Origin of the sequence: Oceanobacillus polygoni, assembly GCF_008304605.1 — a bacterium.
Lineage (GTDB): Bacteria > Bacillota > Bacilli > Bacillales > Amphibacillaceae > Oceanobacillus > Oceanobacillus polygoni.
The window spans coordinates 192,491-212,751 of sequence record NZ_PIJY01000024.1 but is presented as its reverse complement, the minus strand read 5'-3'; the positions used below and the strand labels follow the sequence as shown (position 1 = coordinate 212,751).

The 20,261-nt window shown below is 37.6% G+C and carries 22 protein-coding genes; 6 read left to right on the top strand and 16 right to left on the bottom strand.

Features of this window, described 5'->3' with window-relative positions:
• Positions 1-62 precede the first annotated feature (62 nt).
• The 6 genes from F1560_RS10195 to F1560_RS10170 all read right to left on the bottom strand — a co-directional run bounded on the left by F1560_RS10195 (position 63) and on the right by F1560_RS10170 (position 4,232).
• Entirely contained in the window at positions 63-1,100 is a 1,038-nt protein-coding gene (locus F1560_RS10195; RefSeq protein WP_149474511.1) for a serine hydrolase domain-containing protein, read from the bottom strand.
• A gap of 9 nt (positions 1,101-1,109) precedes the next feature.
• Positions 1,110-1,292: a Fe3+ hydroxamate ABC transporter substrate-binding protein gene (locus F1560_RS10190; RefSeq protein ID WP_149474510.1), complete on the bottom strand. Its 183-nt coding sequence runs from the start codon at positions 1,290-1,292 to the stop codon at positions 1,110-1,112.
• A 233-nt stretch (positions 1,293-1,525) separates the two neighbouring features.
• Positions 1,526-2,779, bottom strand: a complete 1,254-nt coding sequence (locus tag F1560_RS10185; protein ID WP_149474509.1) for an ABC transporter permease — start codon at positions 2,777-2,779, stop codon at positions 1,526-1,528.
• Positions 2,772-3,671 (bottom strand): ABC transporter ATP-binding protein, encoded by a 900-nt coding sequence (locus F1560_RS10180; RefSeq protein ID WP_149474508.1) that lies wholly within the window; start codon positions 3,669-3,671, stop codon positions 2,772-2,774. The genes F1560_RS10185 and F1560_RS10180 overlap by 8 nt, the downstream gene beginning before the upstream one ends.
• Positions 3,672-3,721: 50 nt before the next feature.
• On the bottom strand, positions 3,722-4,030 hold the full coding sequence (locus tag F1560_RS10175) for a DUF2178 domain-containing protein (protein WP_187773687.1): 309 nt from the start codon (positions 4,028-4,030) through the stop codon (positions 3,722-3,724).
• On the bottom strand, positions 4,023-4,232 hold the full coding sequence (locus tag F1560_RS10170; RefSeq protein WP_149474506.1) for a helix-turn-helix transcriptional regulator: 210 nt from the start codon (positions 4,230-4,232) through the stop codon (positions 4,023-4,025). Before F1560_RS10170 ends, F1560_RS10175 begins: the two co-directional genes overlap by 8 nt.
• Positions 4,233-4,443: 211 nt before the next feature.
• On the opposite strand from F1560_RS10170, the gene F1560_RS10165 reads away from it, so the two are divergent.
• Entirely contained in the window at positions 4,444-4,629 is a 186-nt protein-coding gene (locus F1560_RS10165; RefSeq protein WP_149474505.1) for a YhzD family protein, read from the top strand.
• Positions 4,630-4,701: 72 nt separating this feature from the next.
• Here F1560_RS10165 and F1560_RS10160 read toward each other — a convergent pair whose 3' ends face one another.
• Complete coding sequence (locus tag F1560_RS10160) at positions 4,702-5,058, bottom strand: YlbF/YmcA family competence regulator (protein WP_149474504.1); 357 nt, start codon at positions 5,056-5,058, stop codon at positions 4,702-4,704.
• Positions 5,059-5,217: 159 nt separating this feature from the next.
• On the opposite strand from F1560_RS10160, the gene F1560_RS10155 reads away from it, so the two are divergent.
• Both F1560_RS10155 and F1560_RS10150 read left to right on the top strand, forming a co-directional pair.
• Complete coding sequence (locus F1560_RS10155; protein WP_149474503.1) at positions 5,218-6,114, top strand: PucR family transcriptional regulator; 897 nt, start codon at positions 5,218-5,220, stop codon at positions 6,112-6,114.
• Positions 6,115-6,204: 90 nt separating this feature from the next.
• On the top strand, positions 6,205-7,302 hold the full coding sequence (locus tag F1560_RS10150; protein WP_149474502.1) for an ABC transporter ATP-binding protein: 1,098 nt from the start codon (positions 6,205-6,207) through the stop codon (positions 7,300-7,302).
• Positions 7,303-7,383: 81 nt separating this feature from the next.
• Here F1560_RS10150 and F1560_RS10145 read toward each other — a convergent pair whose 3' ends face one another.
• The 4 genes from F1560_RS10145 to F1560_RS10130 all read right to left on the bottom strand — a co-directional run bounded on the left by F1560_RS10145 (position 7,384) and on the right by F1560_RS10130 (position 11,936).
• Positions 7,384-7,572, bottom strand: coding sequence for an alpha/beta-type small acid-soluble spore protein (locus F1560_RS10145; RefSeq protein WP_149474501.1), 189 nt, complete (start codon positions 7,570-7,572; stop codon positions 7,384-7,386).
• A gap of 136 nt (positions 7,573-7,708) precedes the next feature.
• Positions 7,709-9,094: a class II fumarate hydratase gene (gene fumC / locus F1560_RS10140; protein WP_149474500.1), complete on the bottom strand. Its 1,386-nt coding sequence runs from the start codon at positions 9,092-9,094 to the stop codon at positions 7,709-7,711.
• A gap of 157 nt (positions 9,095-9,251) precedes the next feature.
• Entirely contained in the window at positions 9,252-10,922 is a 1,671-nt protein-coding gene (gene ilvD, locus F1560_RS10135; RefSeq protein WP_149474499.1) for a dihydroxy-acid dehydratase, read from the bottom strand.
• A gap of 333 nt (positions 10,923-11,255) precedes the next feature.
• Positions 11,256-11,936: a FadR/GntR family transcriptional regulator gene (locus F1560_RS10130; protein WP_149474498.1), complete on the bottom strand. Its 681-nt coding sequence runs from the start codon at positions 11,934-11,936 to the stop codon at positions 11,256-11,258.
• A 249-nt stretch (positions 11,937-12,185) separates the two neighbouring features.
• On the opposite strand from F1560_RS10130, the gene F1560_RS10125 reads away from it, so the two are divergent.
• The gene (locus F1560_RS10125; RefSeq protein ID WP_149474497.1) at positions 12,186-13,100 is read left to right on the top strand and encodes a zinc dependent phospholipase C family protein; all 915 of its coding nucleotides are present in this window, start codon (positions 12,186-12,188) and stop codon (positions 13,098-13,100) included.
• Between the two features lie 159 nt (positions 13,101-13,259).
• On the opposite strand, the gene F1560_RS10120 is transcribed toward F1560_RS10125, so the two are convergent.
• Both F1560_RS10120 and F1560_RS10115 read right to left on the bottom strand, forming a co-directional pair.
• Positions 13,260-14,564 (bottom strand): MFS transporter, encoded by a 1,305-nt coding sequence (locus F1560_RS10120; RefSeq protein WP_149474496.1) that lies wholly within the window; start codon positions 14,562-14,564, stop codon positions 13,260-13,262.
• Between the two features lie 222 nt (positions 14,565-14,786).
• A complete protein-coding gene (locus tag F1560_RS10115; RefSeq protein ID WP_149474495.1) occupies positions 14,787-15,020 on the bottom strand; it encodes a hypothetical protein in 234 nt (77 codons plus the stop codon).
• Positions 15,021-15,259: 239 nt separating this feature from the next.
• Between F1560_RS10115 and F1560_RS10110 the strand changes: the two genes are divergently transcribed.
• Complete coding sequence (locus F1560_RS10110) at positions 15,260-16,132, top strand: cation diffusion facilitator family transporter (protein WP_149474494.1); 873 nt, start codon at positions 15,260-15,262, stop codon at positions 16,130-16,132.
• 50 nt (positions 16,133-16,182) lie between these two features.
• Here the strand turns inward: F1560_RS10110 and F1560_RS10105 are convergent, their stop codons facing one another.
• Both F1560_RS10105 and F1560_RS10100 read right to left on the bottom strand, forming a co-directional pair.
• Positions 16,183-16,476 carry an AzlD domain-containing protein gene (locus F1560_RS10105; RefSeq protein WP_149474493.1) on the bottom strand — a complete coding sequence of 98 codons (294 nt, stop codon included), beginning with the start codon at positions 16,474-16,476 and terminating at the stop codon, positions 16,183-16,185.
• Positions 16,473-17,156: an AzlC family ABC transporter permease gene (locus F1560_RS10100; RefSeq protein ID WP_149474760.1), complete on the bottom strand. Its 684-nt coding sequence runs from the start codon at positions 17,154-17,156 to the stop codon at positions 16,473-16,475. The genes F1560_RS10105 and F1560_RS10100 overlap by 4 nt, the downstream gene beginning before the upstream one ends.
• 746 nt (positions 17,157-17,902) lie before the next feature.
• Here F1560_RS10100 and nhaC point away from each other — a divergent pair.
• The gene (gene nhaC / locus F1560_RS10095; protein ID WP_149474492.1) at positions 17,903-19,273 is read left to right on the top strand and encodes a Na+/H+ antiporter NhaC; all 1,371 of its coding nucleotides are present in this window, start codon (positions 17,903-17,905) and stop codon (positions 19,271-19,273) included.
• A gap of 201 nt (positions 19,274-19,474) precedes the next feature.
• On the opposite strand, the gene F1560_RS10090 is transcribed toward nhaC, so the two are convergent.
• Positions 19,475-20,236: a cobalamin-binding protein gene (locus F1560_RS10090; RefSeq protein WP_149474491.1), complete on the bottom strand. Its 762-nt coding sequence runs from the start codon at positions 20,234-20,236 to the stop codon at positions 19,475-19,477.
• Positions 20,237-20,261: the final 25 nt, after the last annotated feature.

The window sequence follows — 20,261 nt, the reverse complement described above, 5'->3', positions numbered from 1 at the left end:
GAACTGCACCTAAATGTGAGTGAATCGTCATCATTTGGGTGCAGTTCTGTACGTTACTATATTCAAAGCAGAAGCGATTTATAAATTTCTCCTATCATTCCCTTTGATTGATGTACTCCTAAGTCGGCATTCGTCATGATAATGGCACCTGATTCTAAATAGGGATATGCCACCAACATGCATTGAAATCCTACTCCCCATCCGAGGGAAGTAATTTCTATTTCCTGATTGGCGCCATCTAGAAAAACACCTAGTCCTGTCCATTCTTTACAGCCTTGTGAAGCGATAAGCTCACTTATAAGGCTTGCAGAAAGGCCAATTGTACTTTTTCCTTTTAACGACTGTATCAGTTCAATAACGAGCTTCGCTAAATCAGAAGGGGTTGTCCATAGTCCCGAAGCTGCCTGATATGGGTATATGGGATACTTTCCAGCGACGACCTTTCCACCTTTGTCATGGCCACAGGATATTTCTCCGCTTTCAATTTCAAGAAGGGTATGAGGAAATGTGCTTTTATTCATATGTAACGGTTGAAAAATTAATTCGTTTATAACAGTGTCAAAAGACTTTCCCGTTACATCTTCAATCAGTTGCTGAATGATACAGAACCCTGCATCCGAATATTGAAAATCACTTCCCGGCTCATACGTAATTTGGACTGGCTCCGTACAATAAGTCGTTCTCCCTTCCAGCAAATCTACCATTTTAGGAACTTTATCGTTTAGGGCAAGCTCTGCAAAGCTTCCTTCAGGGTCCATCACGCCAGATTGATGGCTTAACAGACTTCGTAATGTCACTTTCTTTCGCTGTGTAAACTCATTCTCAGGGACTTTCCAATGAATAAGCTTTTGATTGACATCCTCATCTAAACAAAGCTGATCTTGTTCGATTAACTTTAATACAAGAACCGATGTTAGAAATTTACTGATGGAACAAGCATTGAAAATGGAATCATCCTGAACACGAGCTTTTGTCCCTACCTCCAGAACCCCAAAGCCTTCTGCCCGACTAACTTGAGCCCGATTTATAAGTGTTATGCTCATTCCTGGTACCCCATAATCCGCCATACGTTCCTCAATGTTATGTTTGGTTAACTCCATAAGCATCTCCTATTCATTTCCCTTCTCCGCAACACAATTCGCACAAAACACTTTCGCATTTTGGTATAAGTAGGCCATTATCTCAGCAGATCCTCTAGTAAATGGATAGCTCATTTTCGCAAAGATTTCTTCACCCTTCATAATTTCTTTTCCACAGCCACTGCATGTTTGTTCAATTTTAAATGGAAACATTCTATATCTCCTTTTAGGATTTAATGCCTCTTCACACTCCCCGATAATCCACTCTTCCATGACTATCGAGTTCGATATTCACATATTGACTAGTTTCGGATTTGTAAACTATATGAAAACGATAATTTACTTTCATCCATTTCACAAATTGGTTAAATTTACAAAAGAAAGACCATTAAATCATTTCCGAGCTTAATTTAATGATCTTATTAAATACTCAATAACGCTTAGTCCTATTTCTCTTTCTTCCCTAATACAAGCGCTTTTTTAAAATCTTTCAACGAACCAGATCTTCCATACATCAGCACTCCACCGCTGTATACCTTGGCACCGATATACGCAAGAATGGCAATCGTTCCAACCATTATTCCTAGCGATAATGCAATTTCCCAAATTGGAATATCTAGCATTCCAACTCGTAAAAACATAATCATCGGTGTAAAGAATGGGATATAGGAGGTTACTGTTACAAACGTTGACTCAGGTGCCCCTAAGCCAAAAATAGCAATCATGAAGGCAATCACAATTAGCATCATCATCGGTGTCGTTAATTGACCCACATCTTCAATTCGGCTTACAAGTGAACCAAGCATTGCTGCCAATGTTGCATATAGTAAATAACCAAGAATAAAGAACACAATTGCGTAAACAAAAATCATTGGCGATGTATCCTGAACACCAAATAACTCGAAGACTCCCCCGACTAACTCTTCCTGTTTCGAACGAATTAGTGTATAACCAACTATAATAAATAATCCAATCTGTGTCAGTCCAACTAATGCAATACCAATTATTTTTGCAAACATATGTGTAATCGGGGGCGCACTCGATATAAGTATTTCCATTACCCTTGATGATTTTTCTGTAGCGACATCCGTTGCAATCATCTGACCGTACATCATAACAGTCATATAAAGGACAAATAGCATAACATAGACAATACCACGAGCTTGATTGAGTTCTTCCTCTGTTTTTGCTGATTCATCAAGCGCAACTGCTTCAAATGCAATTGGTGCATAGATTTCTGCAATCATCGCCTCATCAATACCAGAGGCTTGTGTTGCAATAGCAATCTTTAATTGTTGTAAATGTTGTTCAATAATCATTTGATTTCCGGACTCTGTAATAGTATTCGCAAAATACGTTGCATCAAAAATTTGCGCTTCACTCTCCGTCAGTACCACAAGTGCACCATATTCACCATCTTGTATAGCTGCTTTCGCCTCATCAACTGTACCATCAAATGGAACCAATTCAATGTTTTCGTCTGCTGCAGCAAGGCTTTGTTGCAATGCTTCTGTATAGACGCCTGATTCATCGACAACCGCAATTTCACCCGAATCCTCTCCAGCGAACATGTCAATAATGGATTGGAAATTAGCAAGTCCTGCGATAATTAGTAATGTAATGAGCGTACTGAAAATAAATGACTTTGTTTTCACCTTCGTGATGTATGTATGGGATAAAATCGTCGAGAATTTATTCATACGACGCACCTACTTTCGCAATGAAAATATCATTTAGCGATGGTTCTTCGAGATCGAATTTACGAATGAATCCTTTTCCTTGGATTGCTGAAAGAATGTCTTGGAATACTTGCTCATTATCAATTTGTAGCTTACACCCTTGAGCTCCTTTTTGATAACTTGTTACACCTTGGAAATCCTTTAAAAAGCTGAAGTCAATATCTCCATGAATAATCAAGTTCTTTTTCCCAAATGAGCGTTTAATGTCTTTTAATGCTCCATGAACAACTGGTGACCCTTTTTGTAAGATGCATAGATTCTCACACAGCTGCTCAACATGATGCATTTGGTGGGATGAAAAAACGATCGACGTTCCCTGGTCCTTCAGATCTATTACAGCTTCTTTCATCATTTCAACATTAACAGGATCCAGCCCTGAAAATGGCTCATCTAAAATAAGTAATTCTGGCTTATGAATAACAGCTGAGATGAATTGAATCTTTTGTTGATTCCCTTTAGATAGCTCTTCAACTTTTTTTGTCATGTATTCAGGGACTTTAAATCGCTCCAGCCAATATTCTAATTCTGTAAGAATAGCGTGCTTTTTCATCCCTCTTAGCTTACCTAAGTAAACTAATTGTTCTTTTACCGTTAATTTGGGGTAAAGCCCTCTTTCCTCAGGTAGATAGCCGATCAAATGACTCTTATCGTAATCGATGGATTCACCATTCCAAGATATTTCTCCCTCCGTGCTATCCAACAACCCAAGTATCATCCGGAAGGTTGTTGTCTTACCAGCACCATTTCCTCCTAAGAAACCAAACATTTCCTTCTCTGGAATTTCAAGCGAAAGCCGATCTACTGCAGTGTGTTCTTGAAACCGTTTCGTGACTTCTTTTAATACCAATGTCAAAAAAACCTCTCCCTTCTCTCGTATTCATACGATTCTTATTTAGATTTGATTCACTTTTTAAAATAGAAATTTGTAATAATTGCAGTTACATTGTGTAATACATAGAGTGCGGTTAGCAGGAAAAAGCTGAAGCCTATTCCATCAAATAGAATGACAATAAACCAGGCTATCAAGTATATAACAATCATTGCATCCCAGGCTCTTGCCTTTGAGCGGTTATTAGTCTGCTGATAACGCTCATCAAATAAATGCTTCTTTCGACCAATCCGCCGGTTAACAAAAAATATAATAATTAACATGATTACTGCAGCAATTAATCCCCATATACCTGAAGGATTTGCTAAAAAGTCCTCACTCAATGTTCTCATCCCCTTCAAAAATAAATAATTCCTCAATTGTGCAGCCAAACGTTTGAGCTAGCTTATGGGCTAATATTAATGATGGCTTATACTTGCCTTTCTCCAAGGATATAATCGTCTGTCTAGAAACCTTTAATTTCTGTGATAGTTCTTCTTGTGTAATATCCAGCTCTTTGCGCTTTTCCTTTATAAGTGTTTTCATGCTATCTCCTGCATTTTTAGTAAAGTAAACTTTACGTATAGTGTACTTTACACTCCATGCACTGTCAACCATACTTTACATTCTTTTCCGTTCCCTTGTAGTAAAATTTAGATTATAATGAATATACAATTTGAATATCGTACAATAAACTTACCTTATCTTGATGTGGATCGGATTTCAGATTTACATAATTTAAAGGAGGGGATTAATCATGAGAGATTATGCTTTAACCGTATTTGACCAAAGTGGTGAAAAACTGCTGGATGAATCATTTACTGCTGCAAATGATGCAGAGGCTAAGGAAATTGGAAAGGCGCGATTGGACAAAGAAGGATACAGTGAACATACCCATCGCTGTGTAAGTCCAGAAGCAAAGCTTGTTCTATTCCATAGATAGTTCATCGGATGAGTGATTGATTTCTATAAAAAAAGTCCACAGAGCTTATCTGTGGACTTCATATGTATTTACTTAGTTTGTTTCTTCTGTACTACCGTAAAGTTCTTCCAAAGGCTTTGTAATAATACGGCTAATATCATTAATGGCAAGATTTAAACGTTGCTCCTCTTCCATCAATTTAGCGATATCCTGATGTTCTTGTACAGCCTCAACAACTGCACGCGCCTTTTCAACTTCTTCTTCTGTAATTTCAAGACCCTGCATTTGCTTTTCTTGCAAATTCATTTGAGTATCACGGAAATCGTCAAACATCTGCTTTGCACTCGGGTCATTCATTACTGCCTCATAAGCTGATTTCAAACTTTTAAATTCTTCGCTTTCACGAATAGCTTTTTCCAATTCATATGCGCTATCATAAATATTAGGCATGATTTTCCTCCTTTAGTATCATTACTAACGTTACTATAACAGAGCTTTTCCCCTATGTATACCCTCAACGAAAAAACCCTATTTTTTGAAAAGTTATTTTTACGTTTGTATTTGACTGCTATAATTGATAAATAGAATAAGGAAAAAGGAGATTTTACGATGCACAAAATGCTTAAAAAATTTTTCCCTTCTTTTTTAATTTATGATGAAAATATAGCTGAAATACCCGATAACTATCAATGGTTCGTGACAGATGCAAATGATATTATCGGTATAGCTAAAAGTGAATTGAGCACAAAGGATACTGCCATGCTTACTACATTTTTGACAGCCTATCAGCTTACGATTCCAAAACCAACTGATTTAGAGAAATTATGGAAAAACCGAATTCATTCTAACTCTCTTCCGGAGCTATCAAATGAAAAATTTCGCTTTATTTATTTTTCATTTCCGAAAAACCAAATGGAACCAAACATTTTCAAAACTGCCATGTATGAATTTTTTTCTAATCCTGTACCTATTTTATGGGAAAATGAGCACGAAGGAATTCTTATTGAGCAACAGGGAATACAGCTAGAAGATTCGCTTACCTATGACCAAGTTGTTGATACATTAATGAGTGATCTTTACGTGAAAGCGAAATTCTTTATTGGTGCCTATTTATGTAGCTTCAAAGATCTCGCTAATCAGTATTCAGCTTTCATGCAATTAGCAAGAATATCAGCTAGCTATTCAGATAATCCTGTTAGTACATATGTCGATGCTATTCCCTTCCAACTTGTTGATCAAATATCTTTAGAGCAACGAAACCAGATTAGCAGTCTAATACTAAAGGAATTCCAAAATGATGAAGAAATGCTTCAAACTATTCGGACGTTTATCCAATGCAATCTCAATATTTCGCTCACAGCCAAAAAACTCTATATGCATCGTAATAGTTTACAATATCGCATTGATAAATTCTTCGAAAAAACCGGGATTGATGTTCGCCAGTTTAATCAAGCATTAACGGTATATGTAGCGCTGCTAGCAACCATGCACAAAGAGCATGTCTAAATTTGTGCACGTTTCCCATTATGTAAAACGCTTTCTTTCTATACAATATATATATATATATAAAACGTTTACATTTATGGAGGGATACTAATGGCTGAATTACGCTTGGAGCATATTCAAAAAACGTACGATAAAAATGTGGTTGCTGTATCAGACTTTCATCTACATATTAAGGACAAGGAGTTTATTGTTTTCGTTGGCCCATCAGGCTGCGGGAAATCAACAACATTACGAATGGTTGCTGGTTTAGAGGAAATCACAGGTGGCGAGCTTTATATTGATGACAAGAAAATGAATGATGTTGCACCAAAAGACCGCGATATTGCGATGGTTTTCCAAAACTATGCATTATATCCACATATGAATGTCTATGATAATATGGCATTCGGATTAAAACTGCGCAAATTTAAAAAAGATGAAATCGATCAGCGCGTGCAAAACGCTGCGAAGATTTTAGGTCTAGAAGCATATTTAGACCGTAAGCCAAAAGCCCTTTCGGGTGGGCAACGTCAGCGTGTAGCACTTGGACGAGCAATTGTAAGGGATGCGAAAGTTTTCTTAATGGATGAACCTTTATCAAACTTGGATGCAAAATTACGTGTACAAATGCGTGCAGAAATTCAAAAGTTACATCAACGTCTGCAAACAACTACGATTTACGTAACCCATGACCAGACCGAAGCAATGACAATGGCAACTCGCCTTGTCGTGATGAAGGATGGCGTTATTCAACAAGTTGGTGCACCAAAAGAAGTTTATGATCACCCTGAAAATGTATTCGTTGGTGGTTTTATTGGATCGCCATCCATGAACTTCTTCTCAGGCAAACTAACAGAGGGCTATTTCGAAGTTGATGATCTGAAACTAAAAGTTCCGGAAGGCAAAATGAAGCTTCTTCGTGAACAAAATTATATTAATAAAGAAATTATTTTAGGAGTTCGACCAGAAGATATTCACGATGAGCTACTAATCATCGAATCTTCACCGGAGTCAAAAATTAACGCATATATTGAAGTTGCTGAATTAATGGGAGCAGAGTCCATTTTATATTCTAAATTAGGCTCACAAGATTTTGTAGCACGCGTTGATTCTCGCTCTGATGTTAAAGGCGGTGACACTCTAGAGCTTGCCTTTGATATGAACAAAGTGCATTTCTTTGATAAAGACACGGAAGAACGCATACGCTAAAATAAAGATGGATGTAAAATTCCCTCATCATGTTAAAGAGGAAAGTCTCGAAAGACTTTCCTCTATCCATATTTATGAAACTTAATGCAATTGTTGTTGTGCTGATTGCACAAGACGTTTTGTGATTTCTCCACCTACAGAACCATTCGCACGTGATGTTGAGTCTGGTCCTAAGTTAACTCCAAATTCTTGAGCAATTTCATATTTCATTTGATCAAGAGCTTGTTGTACTCCAGGGACAACTAATTGATTTGAACTGTTGTTAGCCATGTTTATCACCTCCTGTAATTCTATTGTTTGCACTATCAAAAAACTTATAACTTTTATTTACTGGTAAATTGTAGGATTCCTTCCAGTTAAACAAAAAAGCGCGCTGCATCAATCTGCAGCACGCTTTTTATTTAACTTATTTCGGATGTGTCATTTCTTTTGGATCTACATACGTATCAAATTCTTCTTCTGTCAGTAATCCTAACTCAACTGCTGTTGCCTTTAATGTTGAATTATCATGGAATGCTTTTTTAGCAATTTTAGCAGCATTTTCATATCCAATATGAGGGTTTAGTGCCGTAACAAGCATTAAGGAATCATTTAAATATTTTTCAATCTGTTCATGATTTGGCTCGATTCCTACCGCACAGCGTTCATCAAATGAAATGATACTATCCGCTAATAATTGGCTAGACTGCAAGAAGTTATATGCAATCACTGGTTTAAATACATTTAGTTCGAAATTACCTTGACTTGCTGCAAAACCAATTGCTGCATCATTTCCCATAACCTGTGTAACAACCATTGTAACAGCTTCACTTTGTGTTGGGTTTACTTTCCCTGGCATAATCGAACTTCCAGGCTCATTCGCAGGTATCGTAATTTCACCAATTCCACAGCGCGGACCACTTGCCAACCAGCGAATATCATTTGCAATCTTCATGATATCTGCAGCTAATGCTTTTAACGCTCCGTGGGCATAAACTGTTTCATCATGACTTGTTAATGCATGGAATTTATTCGGTGCAGAAATGAATTTCTTTCCAGTATATGAACTAATTGCCTCACAAACACGTTCGGAAAACTCCGGATGTGCATTTAACCCCGTACCAACAGCAGTACCACCAATAGCTAATTCCCTTAAGTAATCCGTACTTTCCGCAATCATTTTTTCCGATTTCTCAAGCATGCGATGCCAGCCACTAATCTCCTGCCCAAGTGTTAATGGTGTTGCATCCTGTAAATGCGTTCGTCCAATTTTTACGATATCTGAAAATGCATCCATTTTTTCTTTAAAAGTCGCTTTTAATTGTTGTACAGCTGGAATTACTGTATCTTCCAACCTCAATACAGATGCTACGTGCATCGCAGTTGGATATGTATCATTAGAGCTTTGGGATTTATTAACATCATCATTCGGATGAAGTCTAAGCTCGCTTCCTTTTCCTTCAAGCCATTTATTACCGACAAATGCTAGAACTTCATTCACGTTCATATTGGATTGTGTACCACTACCTGTTTGCCATACAACTAATGGGAAATGTTCATTCAATTCATCAGATAATACAAGATCAGCAGCATAAGAAATTGCCTCTGCCTTCTGACTTTCCAATAAACCTAAATCACTGTTCGCTTTAGCCGCACTTTTCTTTAAAATTGCAAACGCTTTAATAATTTCAGCAGGCATACGCTCCGAACCGATTGGGAAATTTTCCTTACTTCGTTGCGTTTGCGCTCCCCAATATTTGTCAGCTGGTACATGTATTTCCCCTATTGTATCTCTTTCTACACGATAATCCATCCTTATTCCTCCCTATAATATGTATTACTCAAACCCTACTCTATTGTAACAAATTTTTGAAATAAATTAATAGTTATCTACTTATTTTTTAGTGCAATTAACGACTTCTAAATGAAATACCCCTCTCTCAACAAGTTAGAAAGGGGTATATATTTAATTATATACTCATAATGCCGCCTTTAGATGCATTTGTAACAAGCTTGGAATACCTTGCTAACCATCCAGTTTTAATTTTTGGCTCGAATGGTTTTAAGCCTTTACGTCGTTCTGCTAAGTCTTCATCCGAAACGTTCACATTCATTGTCCGGCTTGGTAAGTCAATTTCAATCAAATCACCATTTTCAATCAAAGCAATTGGACCACCTTCAGCTGCTTCTGGTGAAATATGACCAATTGAAATACCACGAGATGCACCACTAAAGCGACCATCTGTAATGAGTGCAACCTTCGTTCCAAGTCCACGTCCCATAATGGCCGACGTTGGTGCAAGCATTTCTGGCATGCCTGGTCCACCTTTTGGTCCTTCATAACGGATAACTACAACATGACCTGCTTGTACTGTTCCATCATCAATCGCTTCTTGGGCCTCATCTTGTGATTCGAAGACAATTGCTTCACCAGTAAATGTTTTAATCGATGGATCCACTGCACCTACTTTAATCACGGAACCTTCTGGCGCAATATTTCCATATAATACAGATAGACCACCTACTGGACTGTATGGATTGTCTTTCGTACGAATCACTTCTGGATTTTTGATGTGATGATCATTCACAAGGTCACCCATCGTTTTACCAGTAACAGTAATTCTTTCTGGATGAATTGCCCCAGGGATTTTTGTTAGTTCATTAATAATTGCTTCTACTCCACCAGCTTTATTGATATCATCCATGGAAAGATCAGATGCAGGCATAATTTTTGCTAAATACGGGACTCTTTCTGCAACTTTATTTATATCTTCTAAGTCGTACTCAATTCCTGCTTCATGCGCAATCGCCAATGTATGAAGTACTGTATTTGTCGACCCGCCCATTGCCATATCAAGTGCAAATGCATCATCAATTGCTTCTTTTGTGATGATATCGCGTGGTTTAACATCTTCTTTAATCATACGAACTAATTGTTTGGCTGCTTCACGTACTAATTCTTTACGTCTTTCGCTTGTGGCAACGATTGTACCATTACCAGGAAGTGCAACTCCTAGCATTTCCATTAAACAATTCATTGAATTCGCTGTAAACATACCAGAGCACGAGCCACATGTTGGACATGCATTCTGTTCAATATCTAATAACTCTTCTGAAGACATTTGTCCAGATTTGTGGGCACCGACACCTTCAAATACAGATGTTAAAGAAATTTGTTTCCCTGTTGCACTTATACCCGCTTCCATTGGTCCACCTGATACAAAAACAGAAGGAACATTCGTACGAGCAGCAGCCATAAGCATACCCGGTGTAATTTTGTCGCAATTCGGAATATAAAACACACCATCAAACCAGTGCGCATTAATTACCGTTTCAGCAGAGTCAGCAATAAGTTCACGACTCGGTAAGGAATAACGCATTCCAATATGTCCCATAGCAATCCCGTCATCTACACCAATTGTATTGAACTCAAACGGAATACCACCTGCTTCAATAATCGCTTCTTTTACGACGTCTGCAAACTCTCGTAAATGAACATGACCAGGAATAATATCAATATACGAGTTACAAACACCAATAAAAGGCTTCTCAAAATCTTTAGGTTTTACTTTTCCTGTTGCATACAAAAGACTACGGTGTGGAGCACGATCGACTCCAATTTTAATCATATCACTTCTCATTCTGAATACACATCCATAATTTTTAATTTTAAATCTATTTTAAATCCAAAGTTGTCTGCTGTCAATAGAGTTGTAGGACAAGTGAAATAATTAATATATTTAAAGTGTGTGTCCAAAAGGAGGATGATAAGGACCTAGGTCGGCTAAATTCAAAATGTCATTTTTCGGGCACCGACACTAACACGTCTTGTGCGAAGAAGTTCCCTGTACCGGGCTTGCACAAGATGTAGTGACTTCCATGTTCAACACAAGACATGCCGGCAGTTGGTCGAAATTCTCCTGCTTTAGAAGCGTCATTTTCACCGGACTTTTTGAACTTCCTCTAAAAAATTTTTATTCAATTTTTAAATCTTTCATTGCATGTAAAATATGAACTTTCATTGCACTTCTCGCTCCCTCAGGATTCCGAGCTTCCATAAATTCCATGATCATCTTATGGTCATTTAGCGTGTCTTTCACGGCCTGCTCATTTTTTTGAGACAATTGAACACCTTTATCAATCGCTTGGAAAATTACCGGCATCAGCTTGTCGATAAATTCATTATGGGTAGCCTTCGCTATCGCTTTATGAAACTTCTGTTCGACATCCGTTCGATCCTCACCACGGTTAATTTTTTGTTCGATTTGCTTTCCATATTCTAATATGCGGCTCAACTCGACATCACTAGCTCGTATGGCCGCATAATAGGCAGCTTCTGGTTCAAAGATTAGGCGCATTTCATACAAATCTTTCGCATTTATTCTCGCATTTGATAGATCATTCAACGATTGCATGGTTTGGCTAAAATCAATATCTTTTTTTACAAATGTCCCTCTGCCCCGCTTAATTTCTAATATACCATTGGTAACTAATATTCGAATCGCTTCACGCAATGTTGTTCTGCTAATATGAAGTTCCGCTGATAATTCAATTTCGTTTGGAAGTTTATCACCTGGAGAAAACCTTTCTTCAATCATAATCATCGACAAAATATCTTCTGCTATATTATCGGAAAGCCGCTTCATTTGATTCATCTATCCTATCACCCTTATTTTTTTTATAGTATAGCACACCATGTATCTCGCATTATTAATCATTTAGAATACAAAACACGAACCTCAACCCTGGAAAAAATATGTAATGACACAAAATTGTACTACTCTACAGACCACCAACTACTGATATTTCGATATAATACGTTACATAGCTGTAATTTAAGGAAAACTTCATACTTTTCACAGTCCTAAAGGTTTTCCTAATACTTCAAGAAGGAGGATGTCGCTATGCCAAATACATGGACACATATTTTATTCTGCGAAGATGTGATTGATTCTGTCAAACAGCCTTACCCATTTTCACAATATGAGCCTTATATGAAACTAGGCGCTCAAGGTCCAGATCCATTTTTCTATTATAACTTCTGGCCATGGATAAAGGATGAACCTGTCCATGAAGTCGGTATGACACTTCATACGGAACGCTGTGGCGATTTCCTAATGGATTTGATTCGGAGAGCAAAGGATCAATGTAGTGAAGTAAAAGCCTTTGTTACTGGATTTATCACTCACCATATCCTTGATCGTAATACACATCCATATATACATTATCGTGCTGGCTATGAGGGAAGTAATCATCAAAAGCTAGAAATCATTATTGATACGTTAATGATGGAAAAATACCATAAATTAAAAACGTGGAAAACGCCTGTATATAAGGAATTAGATGTTGGCAGGACCCTAAATATCGAAGTACGAGAGTTGCTTCATGATGCGATTAGCAACCATTATCCAGACTTAAACCGAAATTCATCTGAATATATTCAAAAAGCATATCGAGATATGCTGCTTGCATTGAAGATACTTACAGATCCTTATGGTTGGAAAAACTTCATGCTTCGCTCATTGATTTCATCCTATTCGCATCAGCCAATAAAAAATAAAATGGATTACTTAAATTTAGATCATACAACCTGGCACCATCCTGCAACAAATGAAGCTTCAAACCAAAGTTTTATTGAGCTATACGATAAAGCTCGAGTAGAAGGAATTGAAATTTTGTCACATCTGCAAAACTATTGGCAAAACAGTGATGACTTTTCCGAACAACGGTTAACCGAACTAATTGATAATATTTCTTATGATACTGGTAAACCGTTAAATCTAAAACTTGAAAATAAATATAGTGATCCAATTGTTTAATCCCGCTAATATTTCATTTTAAATATTTACTATTCTCTTTCGCACTAATAAATTCAACTGTTAGCTGGATTATATATAGCTCGGCATTAAACAATAGCTTGTTTAATCCGAGCTTTATTTTTGTTCGCTAGCTATAAAATAAGTTCGACCGAAATGCTTTTACTTCGGTTTTACCTCTACTTCTCCTTTAGGATTTGTTAATCGTTCCGCATCTCGCATTCCTTTTTCAACATCAACAAATCGCAGAATAATAATACCTGCAATAAAGAAAACGATAAGCGAGACAATTCCAAGTCTGCTGTTTCCTGTTATTTGACCTACAAAGGCAAATACAAATGGCCCAATGACAGCTGCAAACTTAGAGGATATTCCATAAAAACCAAAGAACTCAGCGTGTTTGTTTGCTGGAACCATCCGACCAAAAATGGAGCGGCTCAATGATTGTGCACCACCTTGGACCATTCCAACTACAATAGCCAGAATATAAAAATGTAATGCAGAGGTCATAAAGTATCCAATGATTACAATACCAAGGTAGACGAATAAAGTAATATTCAATGCTCTTTTTGCTGTTATTACGGAAGCTAACCAGCCAAAGAAAAATGTAAAAGGAATACCGACAAATTGTGTAATTAATAATGCTACAATCAAATCATTCTGTGCTATTCCAATTTCACTTCCATAGACTGTAGCCATCCGAATAATCGTTGATATTCCGTCATTATAAAGCCAGAAGGCCAATAAGAAAATAAGTAACTGCTTATATTGCTTCATTTCTTTAAATGTATTTCCTACGCGAGAAAAACCAATAGCAACATACGACCTGTCGCGTTTTACATCAACTTTTTTTTCTTCCCGTATGTTTTTAATGAGTGGAATCGAGAAGACTAACCACCAGATCCCCACTGTGACAAAAGCAGCTCGAGTAGCCATTTCCGTATCTGGAAGTCCGAACCAACCAGGGTTTAAAATCATAAGAACGTTAATCGCTAATAAAATTCCCCCACCGATGTATCCGTAGGCAAAACCACCTGATGAAACACGATCAATCTCGTCTTTCGTTGCAACTTCAGGAAGAAATCCATCATAGAACACATTCGCACCAGAAAATCCGATAGAACCAACAATAAATAGTACAGAGGCTAATATATAGTCTCCTTCACCAACAAAAAACAATAAGATACTAGCAACAATACCCATAAATGCAAAAAACTGAAGAAATTTTTTCTTGGCTGCAGAGAAATCGCTAATAGCACCTAAAATTGGTGCTAGAATAGCAACGACTAAAACAGAAATGGACTGTGAATAGCCCCAATAACTAGTAGCTAATCCGTCTTCTAAACCAGAAGCCGCTACGCTCGAATAATAAACAGGAAGTACCGCTGCCATTATTGTTGTTGCAAATGCTGAATTACCAAAATCATATAGCATCCAGCTACGTTGTATTTTCTTTTTATTTTCCATCAATTCTCACCCCTTTTGTTAGCATACCAAACTTTTCCACCTCAGAAATAACAAGATTGTAAAATTTACAAAAACAATACATCGAGGGTTAAAAGCAGAATCTCCCGGTTCACAACCTGCGAGCTGGATATGTTTCCAAACTAAGTTTGCCATAGCATTCGAAATTTTTTATAGTTAAGCAGCAAGAAAAAGCCTCACCATAACGGTAAGACTTAAAAATTTTTATTCCCATATAAAATGTCTGTATGCTTCACTTGCTTTAACAAATTCTTCTTTATTTCCTTTTTCAATGGAGCTATTGATGTCTTCTTCTAATCGATTTTTATTCCAGTTGAAACAAAGCTCATCCAAAATCAGTCGGGAAAAGAGTCTCAATTCATAAGGTATTTCTCTTTTTGCTTGCAGCTTTTCACCTTCATAACGATAAAATCGATAAACTATTTTTTCCTTCTTCATGGAACATGCCCCCTTTGTTCCCTTTTTACTATTATCCTAAATTTTTAGAATAATTTCAACTAAAATCAACTTTTTTAGGCTAATTGTTTTTAATTATTTTTTCCCTGTGTAAACATCCTTCCCGCCCATCAATACATATAACCAAATGCTTGAATGTTTCTCTAGACCCACCATAACTTCCTTTGATAGACTGTTATAGCTACGTAAAATGGTAACAATTATATGTGGAGGCATTTAGAATGAATCATTCAGAAAACCTGAAAAAGGGAGAAAAAGGAGCATGGCTAAGCATAATTGCGTACATAACGCTTGCCATTATCAAATTATATATCGCTACAATTGGAGACTCTGCTGCACTCTATGCAGACGGATTAAATAATACTACCGATGTGATTGCTTCCATTGCTGTGTTAATCGGTTTAAAGATATCAAGGAAGCCGCCAGATGAGGATCATCGATATGGTCATTATCGCGCTGAAACTGTTGCAGCTTTATTTGCAGCCTTTATTATGATGTTTATTGGTGTCCAAGTGATTTTCGATACATTGAAAAGTATGATTGCTGCTGAAGCTTCACAGCCAAGTATGTTAACAGCATGGACTGCTTTAGGTTCTGCGGTTGTTATGTTTTTTGTATATCGCTATAACGCTAAGCTTGCTAAACGAATTGAGAGTAGTTCATTGAACGCAGCAGCACAGGATAATCGTTCAGATGCACTTGTAAGTATTGGAGCTTTTATCGGTATTTTTGGTGCACAATTTGGGCTTTTCTGGCTCGATCCACTAGCTGGTATGGTCGTCGGAATTATTATTTGCAAAACAGCATGGGATATCTTTAAAGATGCCACACACACACTAACAGATGGATTCGATGAAGAAGAATTGGAATTGATTAAGAACAGTATTGTGAAAGTTCCAGAGGTCATTGAAGTCGTTGATGTAAAAGGAAGAGTCCATGGTAATCAAGCATTAATTGAAATTACCATTTTGGTTGATCCAACCTTGAATGTTGCAGAAAGCCACTACATTACAGAAAGAATTGAAGACTATCTATATAAAAAGCATCGCATTACACATGCCCATATCCATATAGAACCGTATCAAGAAAAATAGGCTATAGCAAAAAAATGCTAAGCCTATTTTTTATGGGTAAGGAGCTTATTTTAAAATGATAGTAAGAAAACAGTAAGAATCGCTCCTAATACAACTAAAATAACATTCAATCCAAGATATGCCAGAACAATGGCTACAAGCCCACCAATAATTCCATGATGTGGCTCATCCGGTTTAACAGACATAATGCCAGGGAAAATCAAAGCTCCTAATGCTGCATAGGGTATTGCACTTAGCCATTTATTAATCCACGGTCGAAACTGCATTTTTTCAATGATAAAAGCAGGAATAACCCTTGGTAGCATTGTAGCTAAAGACATGCCAATAATCATTAAAATAATCATTTGCGGTCCTCCTTCAGCAAATAAATCCCACTCAAGCCACCAATAATTGTTCCTCCAACGATTGCCCAACCTGTACTCATACCCAGCTGAACAAACAGAGCATTGATGAGCATCGCAACAATTGCAATCATTGCGACCCTTTTCTCTTGTTTAATCGATGGTATGAGCAGTCCGATAAACATTGCATATAAGGCAATTCCCATACTCTGACTCAGCTTTTCAGGAATGATATCTCCGAGTAAACCACCTAGCAAGGAACCGAGTACCCAAGATAGATATGCACACGCAATAATCGTGCCGTAGAAAAGAGCTCCCTTTTTCATGTTTGCTTCTTTAGGATTCATTGCTGAAACGGCAAACGATTCATCGGTCAATCCTAATGCCAAAGGAATTTTCCATTTCAGTTTTATTTTTTTAAGCTGGTTCATAAATGATAGACTCATTACAAAGTGTCGGAAATTAAGGACAAAGGTAGCAATAATAATTTCAAGCGCCCCTGTTCCAACCGCAAACATATTTGCTGCCATAAACTGACTAGCACCTGCATATACCAGGGCGCTCATCAATGTTAATTCCGTTAATGACATTCCTGCCTGCTTTGCTAAAACTCCATATGTAATTGCTACTGGTAAGTACCCGAGAATTATTGGAAACCCAGTAGCAAAACCTTTACGAATCATATGTATAGAAGTAGATGAATGCTGTGCCTCTTTTGACAAAATTTCTCACAATCCCCCTCGTAGTAAAATTCTTTTTATTATAACTGAATTTTTTATAAAATGAAAGGATTCTATCTAAAAAGAGGGTTATTGACAAATGAAGAATGAAGCATGTATAGTCATATTATCATAATAGAATGACGTAAATTATCCTAGGATTCGAAGTAGATTATTTTCTAGCAGGGAAAGAGACAAGGCGGTTGGTGCAAGCTTTGGCGGAAAATAGTTGAATTACAAATCCTGACTGAATACGTGCTGCACACTAGCATGTTTCTGATCAACGGATTGCATACAATGAGAGGGTGAATTTAAATTCACCAATCAGGGTGGTAACGCGGAGTATAGCTTCGTCCCTATTTTAGGGGCGGGGCTTTTTTTATTAAGGAAACTATAAAGTTTGAATGCTGTGGATAACTTAACTTAGTTACCTAAACAGCCACGTCCAGCTCCAGCGCCCAACGACTAGCGAGACTTCCCTCACCTCCGTACGATAAAGAAGACTTGCCGATTGGCTAAGACATGAGGCCTAGTCGCACTTATACCCTTGCGGTGAAAGTCAACATCGACTCCCTGCGGTCGTCGTGTTTCCTTTATCTCCTACGTAGGAATGTTCGACAAGTCGAACCACCCCAAAGTTCGGGGCGCAGTCCGTACGTCGCTAACCGGGCGCTTGCGCTTTTGTTCTATTTCAAAAGGAGGAAAACATCATGATTCCAATTAACCCAAAGCATCATCCTTCATTCATCGAAGCTATTTTCTTTTTTATACTTATCGTCGGTTTAATCAGCTACTTTATCATTGTATTAGAAGCTGTGCCACATATCCCTATTTTACTTGGTATTTTTATTCTTGTTGCATATGGTTTACTTAAACGTATCACGTTTAAAGATCTCCAAGGTGCGATGATTTCAGGTGCCCAATCAGGAATGGGAGCTGTCTTTTTATTCTTTCTAATTGGTGTTCTAATTAGCAGTTGGATGGTTAGCGGAACAATTCCGGCATTAATTAATGCCGGATTCACGATTATTGGAGGAACTTGGTTTTATGGGATTGTCTTTGCTGTCACGGCAATTATTGGAGTAACGCTCGGTAGTTCCCTAACAACAACCGCAACAGTCGGGGTAGCATTTATCGGAATGGCGGGGGCAATGGAAGCTTCCTTAGCTATTACAGCAGGAGCAATCGTTTCTGGCGCTTTCTTCGGTGATAAAATGTCGCCGCTATCTGATACAACCAATCTTGCTTCAAGCATCGTTGGAGTGGATTTATTCGAGCATATTAAGCATATTAGTTTAACAACGATTCCGGCTTTTATCATTTCATTTATTTTATTTGTTTTATTATCACCAGAACAAAGTACGACGTTACAAAGTGTCACATCTTATCGTGAGGCGTTACAAGCTTCTGGTTTGATTCACGGCTTGTCATGGATTCCATTAATTGTTCTCGTAGTTTGTACGATTTTTAAAGTCCAGGCTTTTATTGCATTAACCGTAAGCAGTTTGGTGGCAACATTTTTAGCCCGAATAACGAGTGAACATACTTGGTCAGAAATTTGGGCGTTTTGGTTTAATGGTTATACAGGAACTACTAATTTTGAGCCTGTTAACGATTTGTTATCAAAAGGCGGCATTAATAGCATGCTTTTCACGATTTCTCTTGTTATTTTAGCTTTAAGCTTTGGTGGTTTATTGTTTGTAACAGGAATTATTCCGACGATGCTAGCAGCTTTTCAGGAAAAATTACGAAAAGCTCGTTCCATTATCGCTGCGACTGCTGCTACGGCAATTGGTGTCAACGTCTTGATTGGTGAACAATATTTATCCATTTTGCTTACTGGAGAAACGTTTAAAACAGTTTATGAAAAAGCTGGTCTGTCTAAAAAAGCCCTTTCTCGAGCATTAGAGGATGCAGGTACCGTGATTAATCCACTCGTTCCATGGAGTGTTTGTGGTGTATTTATCGCAAATGTACTTGGTGTATCTGTTCTTGATTATCTGCCATTCGCGTTCTTCTGCCTACTTAGCCCAATTATTACGGTCTTATTTGGCGCAAACACAGCAAAATTGAAAAAGTAAGCTAATATTATTGGCAAGTGTTTGAACACAAGTAGCGTACCTAGCATGCTGGCATCTGCATACCCCAAAGCGATAGCTCCGATAAAAATGCGGTATCTTGGACGCTAGGTTACATTCAGTGAGTGCTCGTTTTCTAGGGCATGGATTTACGGATTATCCGATTCAAAAAATAGTATGAGGTCTTTCCAAAATGGAAAAGCCTCATACTATTTTTGATAACTTTCTCAAGCCTTCAAGCAACCTTGGTGAAGGTCTACAAAAAAGCGATTCTTCCAAAACATGAATATTGCCATTGCAAATTGCTTTCATTTCATTCCAGCCTGGTCGCTTTTTCACCAGTTCTGGTCGCATTTTTTCTTCTTTAACCCCTACCCAAACCATGCAAATATGGTCTGGATCTCTTTTTCTAACATCTTCCCAGTCTGTTTGATAGCTAGCAACATTTTCAGTTGCAAAGATATTTTCTGCTCCCGCTAATTGACTTATTTCTGTAAGCCAATTTACACGACCTGGAGTAAATACTGGCTTTGGCCACCATTCCCAATATATTGATGGTATATATTTCCGTTCGACTGCTTTATCTTTAAGAGTTTTGACTTCTGCAAGGAATTCCTCAGCTTTTTCATCCCCAAGCATTTTTTCATGAAGAGCTTCTCCAACTACTTGAATATCATTTGCTATTTCCTCTAAAGAATTGGGATTCAAAACAATATATGGGATCTTCCTAGCAACTAGTTCTTCGATATTCTTCTCCATGCCAGGAACACTTAGAGATGCTAATACAAGGTCTGGTTGCAATGCTTCTACTTTGTCCATGTTAATCGAAAGATCAGGTCCAACTTTCGGTAAATCTAATACAGTAGTCGGCCAATCTGAATAATCATCGACACCAACTAATACATCGAGTTTGCCCAAATATGCTAAAACTTCCGTATTGCTTGGACAGATAGATACGACACGCATATAGCAGTCCTCTCCCCGTAACGTA

Excerpts from the sequence above, each read along its gene's own strand:
- F1560_RS10195 (WP_149474511.1), bottom strand. The coding sequence starts at position 1,100 with ATGGAGTTAACCAAACATAACATTGAGGAACGTATGGCGGATTATGGG.
- F1560_RS10190 (WP_149474510.1), bottom strand. The coding sequence starts at position 1,292 with ATGTTTCCATTTAAAATTGAACAAACATGCAGTGGCTGTGGAAAAGAA.
- F1560_RS10185 (WP_149474509.1), bottom strand. The coding sequence starts at position 2,779 with ATGAATAAATTCTCGACGATTTTATCCCATACATACATCACGAAGGTG.
- F1560_RS10170 (WP_149474506.1), bottom strand. The coding sequence starts at position 4,232 with ATGAAAACACTTATAAAGGAAAAGCGCAAAGAGCTGGATATTACACAA.
- F1560_RS10165 (WP_149474505.1), top strand. The coding sequence starts at position 4,444 with ATGAGAGATTATGCTTTAACCGTATTTGACCAAAGTGGTGAAAAACTG.
- F1560_RS10160 (WP_149474504.1), bottom strand. The coding sequence starts at position 5,058 with ATGCCTAATATTTATGATAGCGCATATGAATTGGAAAAAGCTATTCGT.
- F1560_RS10155 (WP_149474503.1), top strand. The coding sequence starts at position 5,218 with ATGCACAAAATGCTTAAAAAATTTTTCCCTTCTTTTTTAATTTATGAT.
- F1560_RS10150 (WP_149474502.1), top strand. The coding sequence starts at position 6,205 with ATGGCTGAATTACGCTTGGAGCATATTCAAAAAACGTACGATAAAAAT.
- F1560_RS10145 (WP_149474501.1), bottom strand. The coding sequence starts at position 7,572 with ATGGCTAACAACAGTTCAAATCAATTAGTTGTCCCTGGAGTACAACAA.
- fumC (WP_149474500.1), bottom strand. The coding sequence starts at position 9,094 with ATGGATTATCGTGTAGAAAGAGATACAATAGGGGAAATACATGTACCA.
- ilvD (WP_149474499.1), bottom strand. The coding sequence starts at position 10,922 with ATGAGAAGTGATATGATTAAAATTGGAGTCGATCGTGCTCCACACCGT.
- F1560_RS10130 (WP_149474498.1), bottom strand. The coding sequence starts at position 11,936 with ATGAATCAAATGAAGCGGCTTTCCGATAATATAGCAGAAGATATTTTG.
- F1560_RS10125 (WP_149474497.1), top strand. The coding sequence starts at position 12,186 with ATGCCAAATACATGGACACATATTTTATTCTGCGAAGATGTGATTGAT.
- F1560_RS10120 (WP_149474496.1), bottom strand. The coding sequence starts at position 14,564 with ATGGAAAATAAAAAGAAAATACAACGTAGCTGGATGCTATATGATTTT.
- F1560_RS10115 (WP_149474495.1), bottom strand. The coding sequence starts at position 15,020 with ATGAAGAAGGAAAAAATAGTTTATCGATTTTATCGTTATGAAGGTGAA.
- F1560_RS10110 (WP_149474494.1), top strand. The coding sequence starts at position 15,260 with ATGAATCATTCAGAAAACCTGAAAAAGGGAGAAAAAGGAGCATGGCTA.
- F1560_RS10105 (WP_149474493.1), bottom strand. The coding sequence starts at position 16,476 with ATGATTATTTTAATGATTATTGGCATGTCTTTAGCTACAATGCTACCA.
- F1560_RS10100 (WP_149474760.1), bottom strand. The coding sequence starts at position 17,156 with ATGATTCGTAAAGGTTTTGCTACTGGGTTTCCAATAATTCTCGGGTAC.
- nhaC (WP_149474492.1), top strand. The coding sequence starts at position 17,903 with ATGATTCCAATTAACCCAAAGCATCATCCTTCATTCATCGAAGCTATT.
- F1560_RS10090 (WP_149474491.1), bottom strand. The coding sequence starts at position 20,236 with ATGCGTGTCGTATCTATCTGTCCAAGCAATACGGAAGTTTTAGCATAT.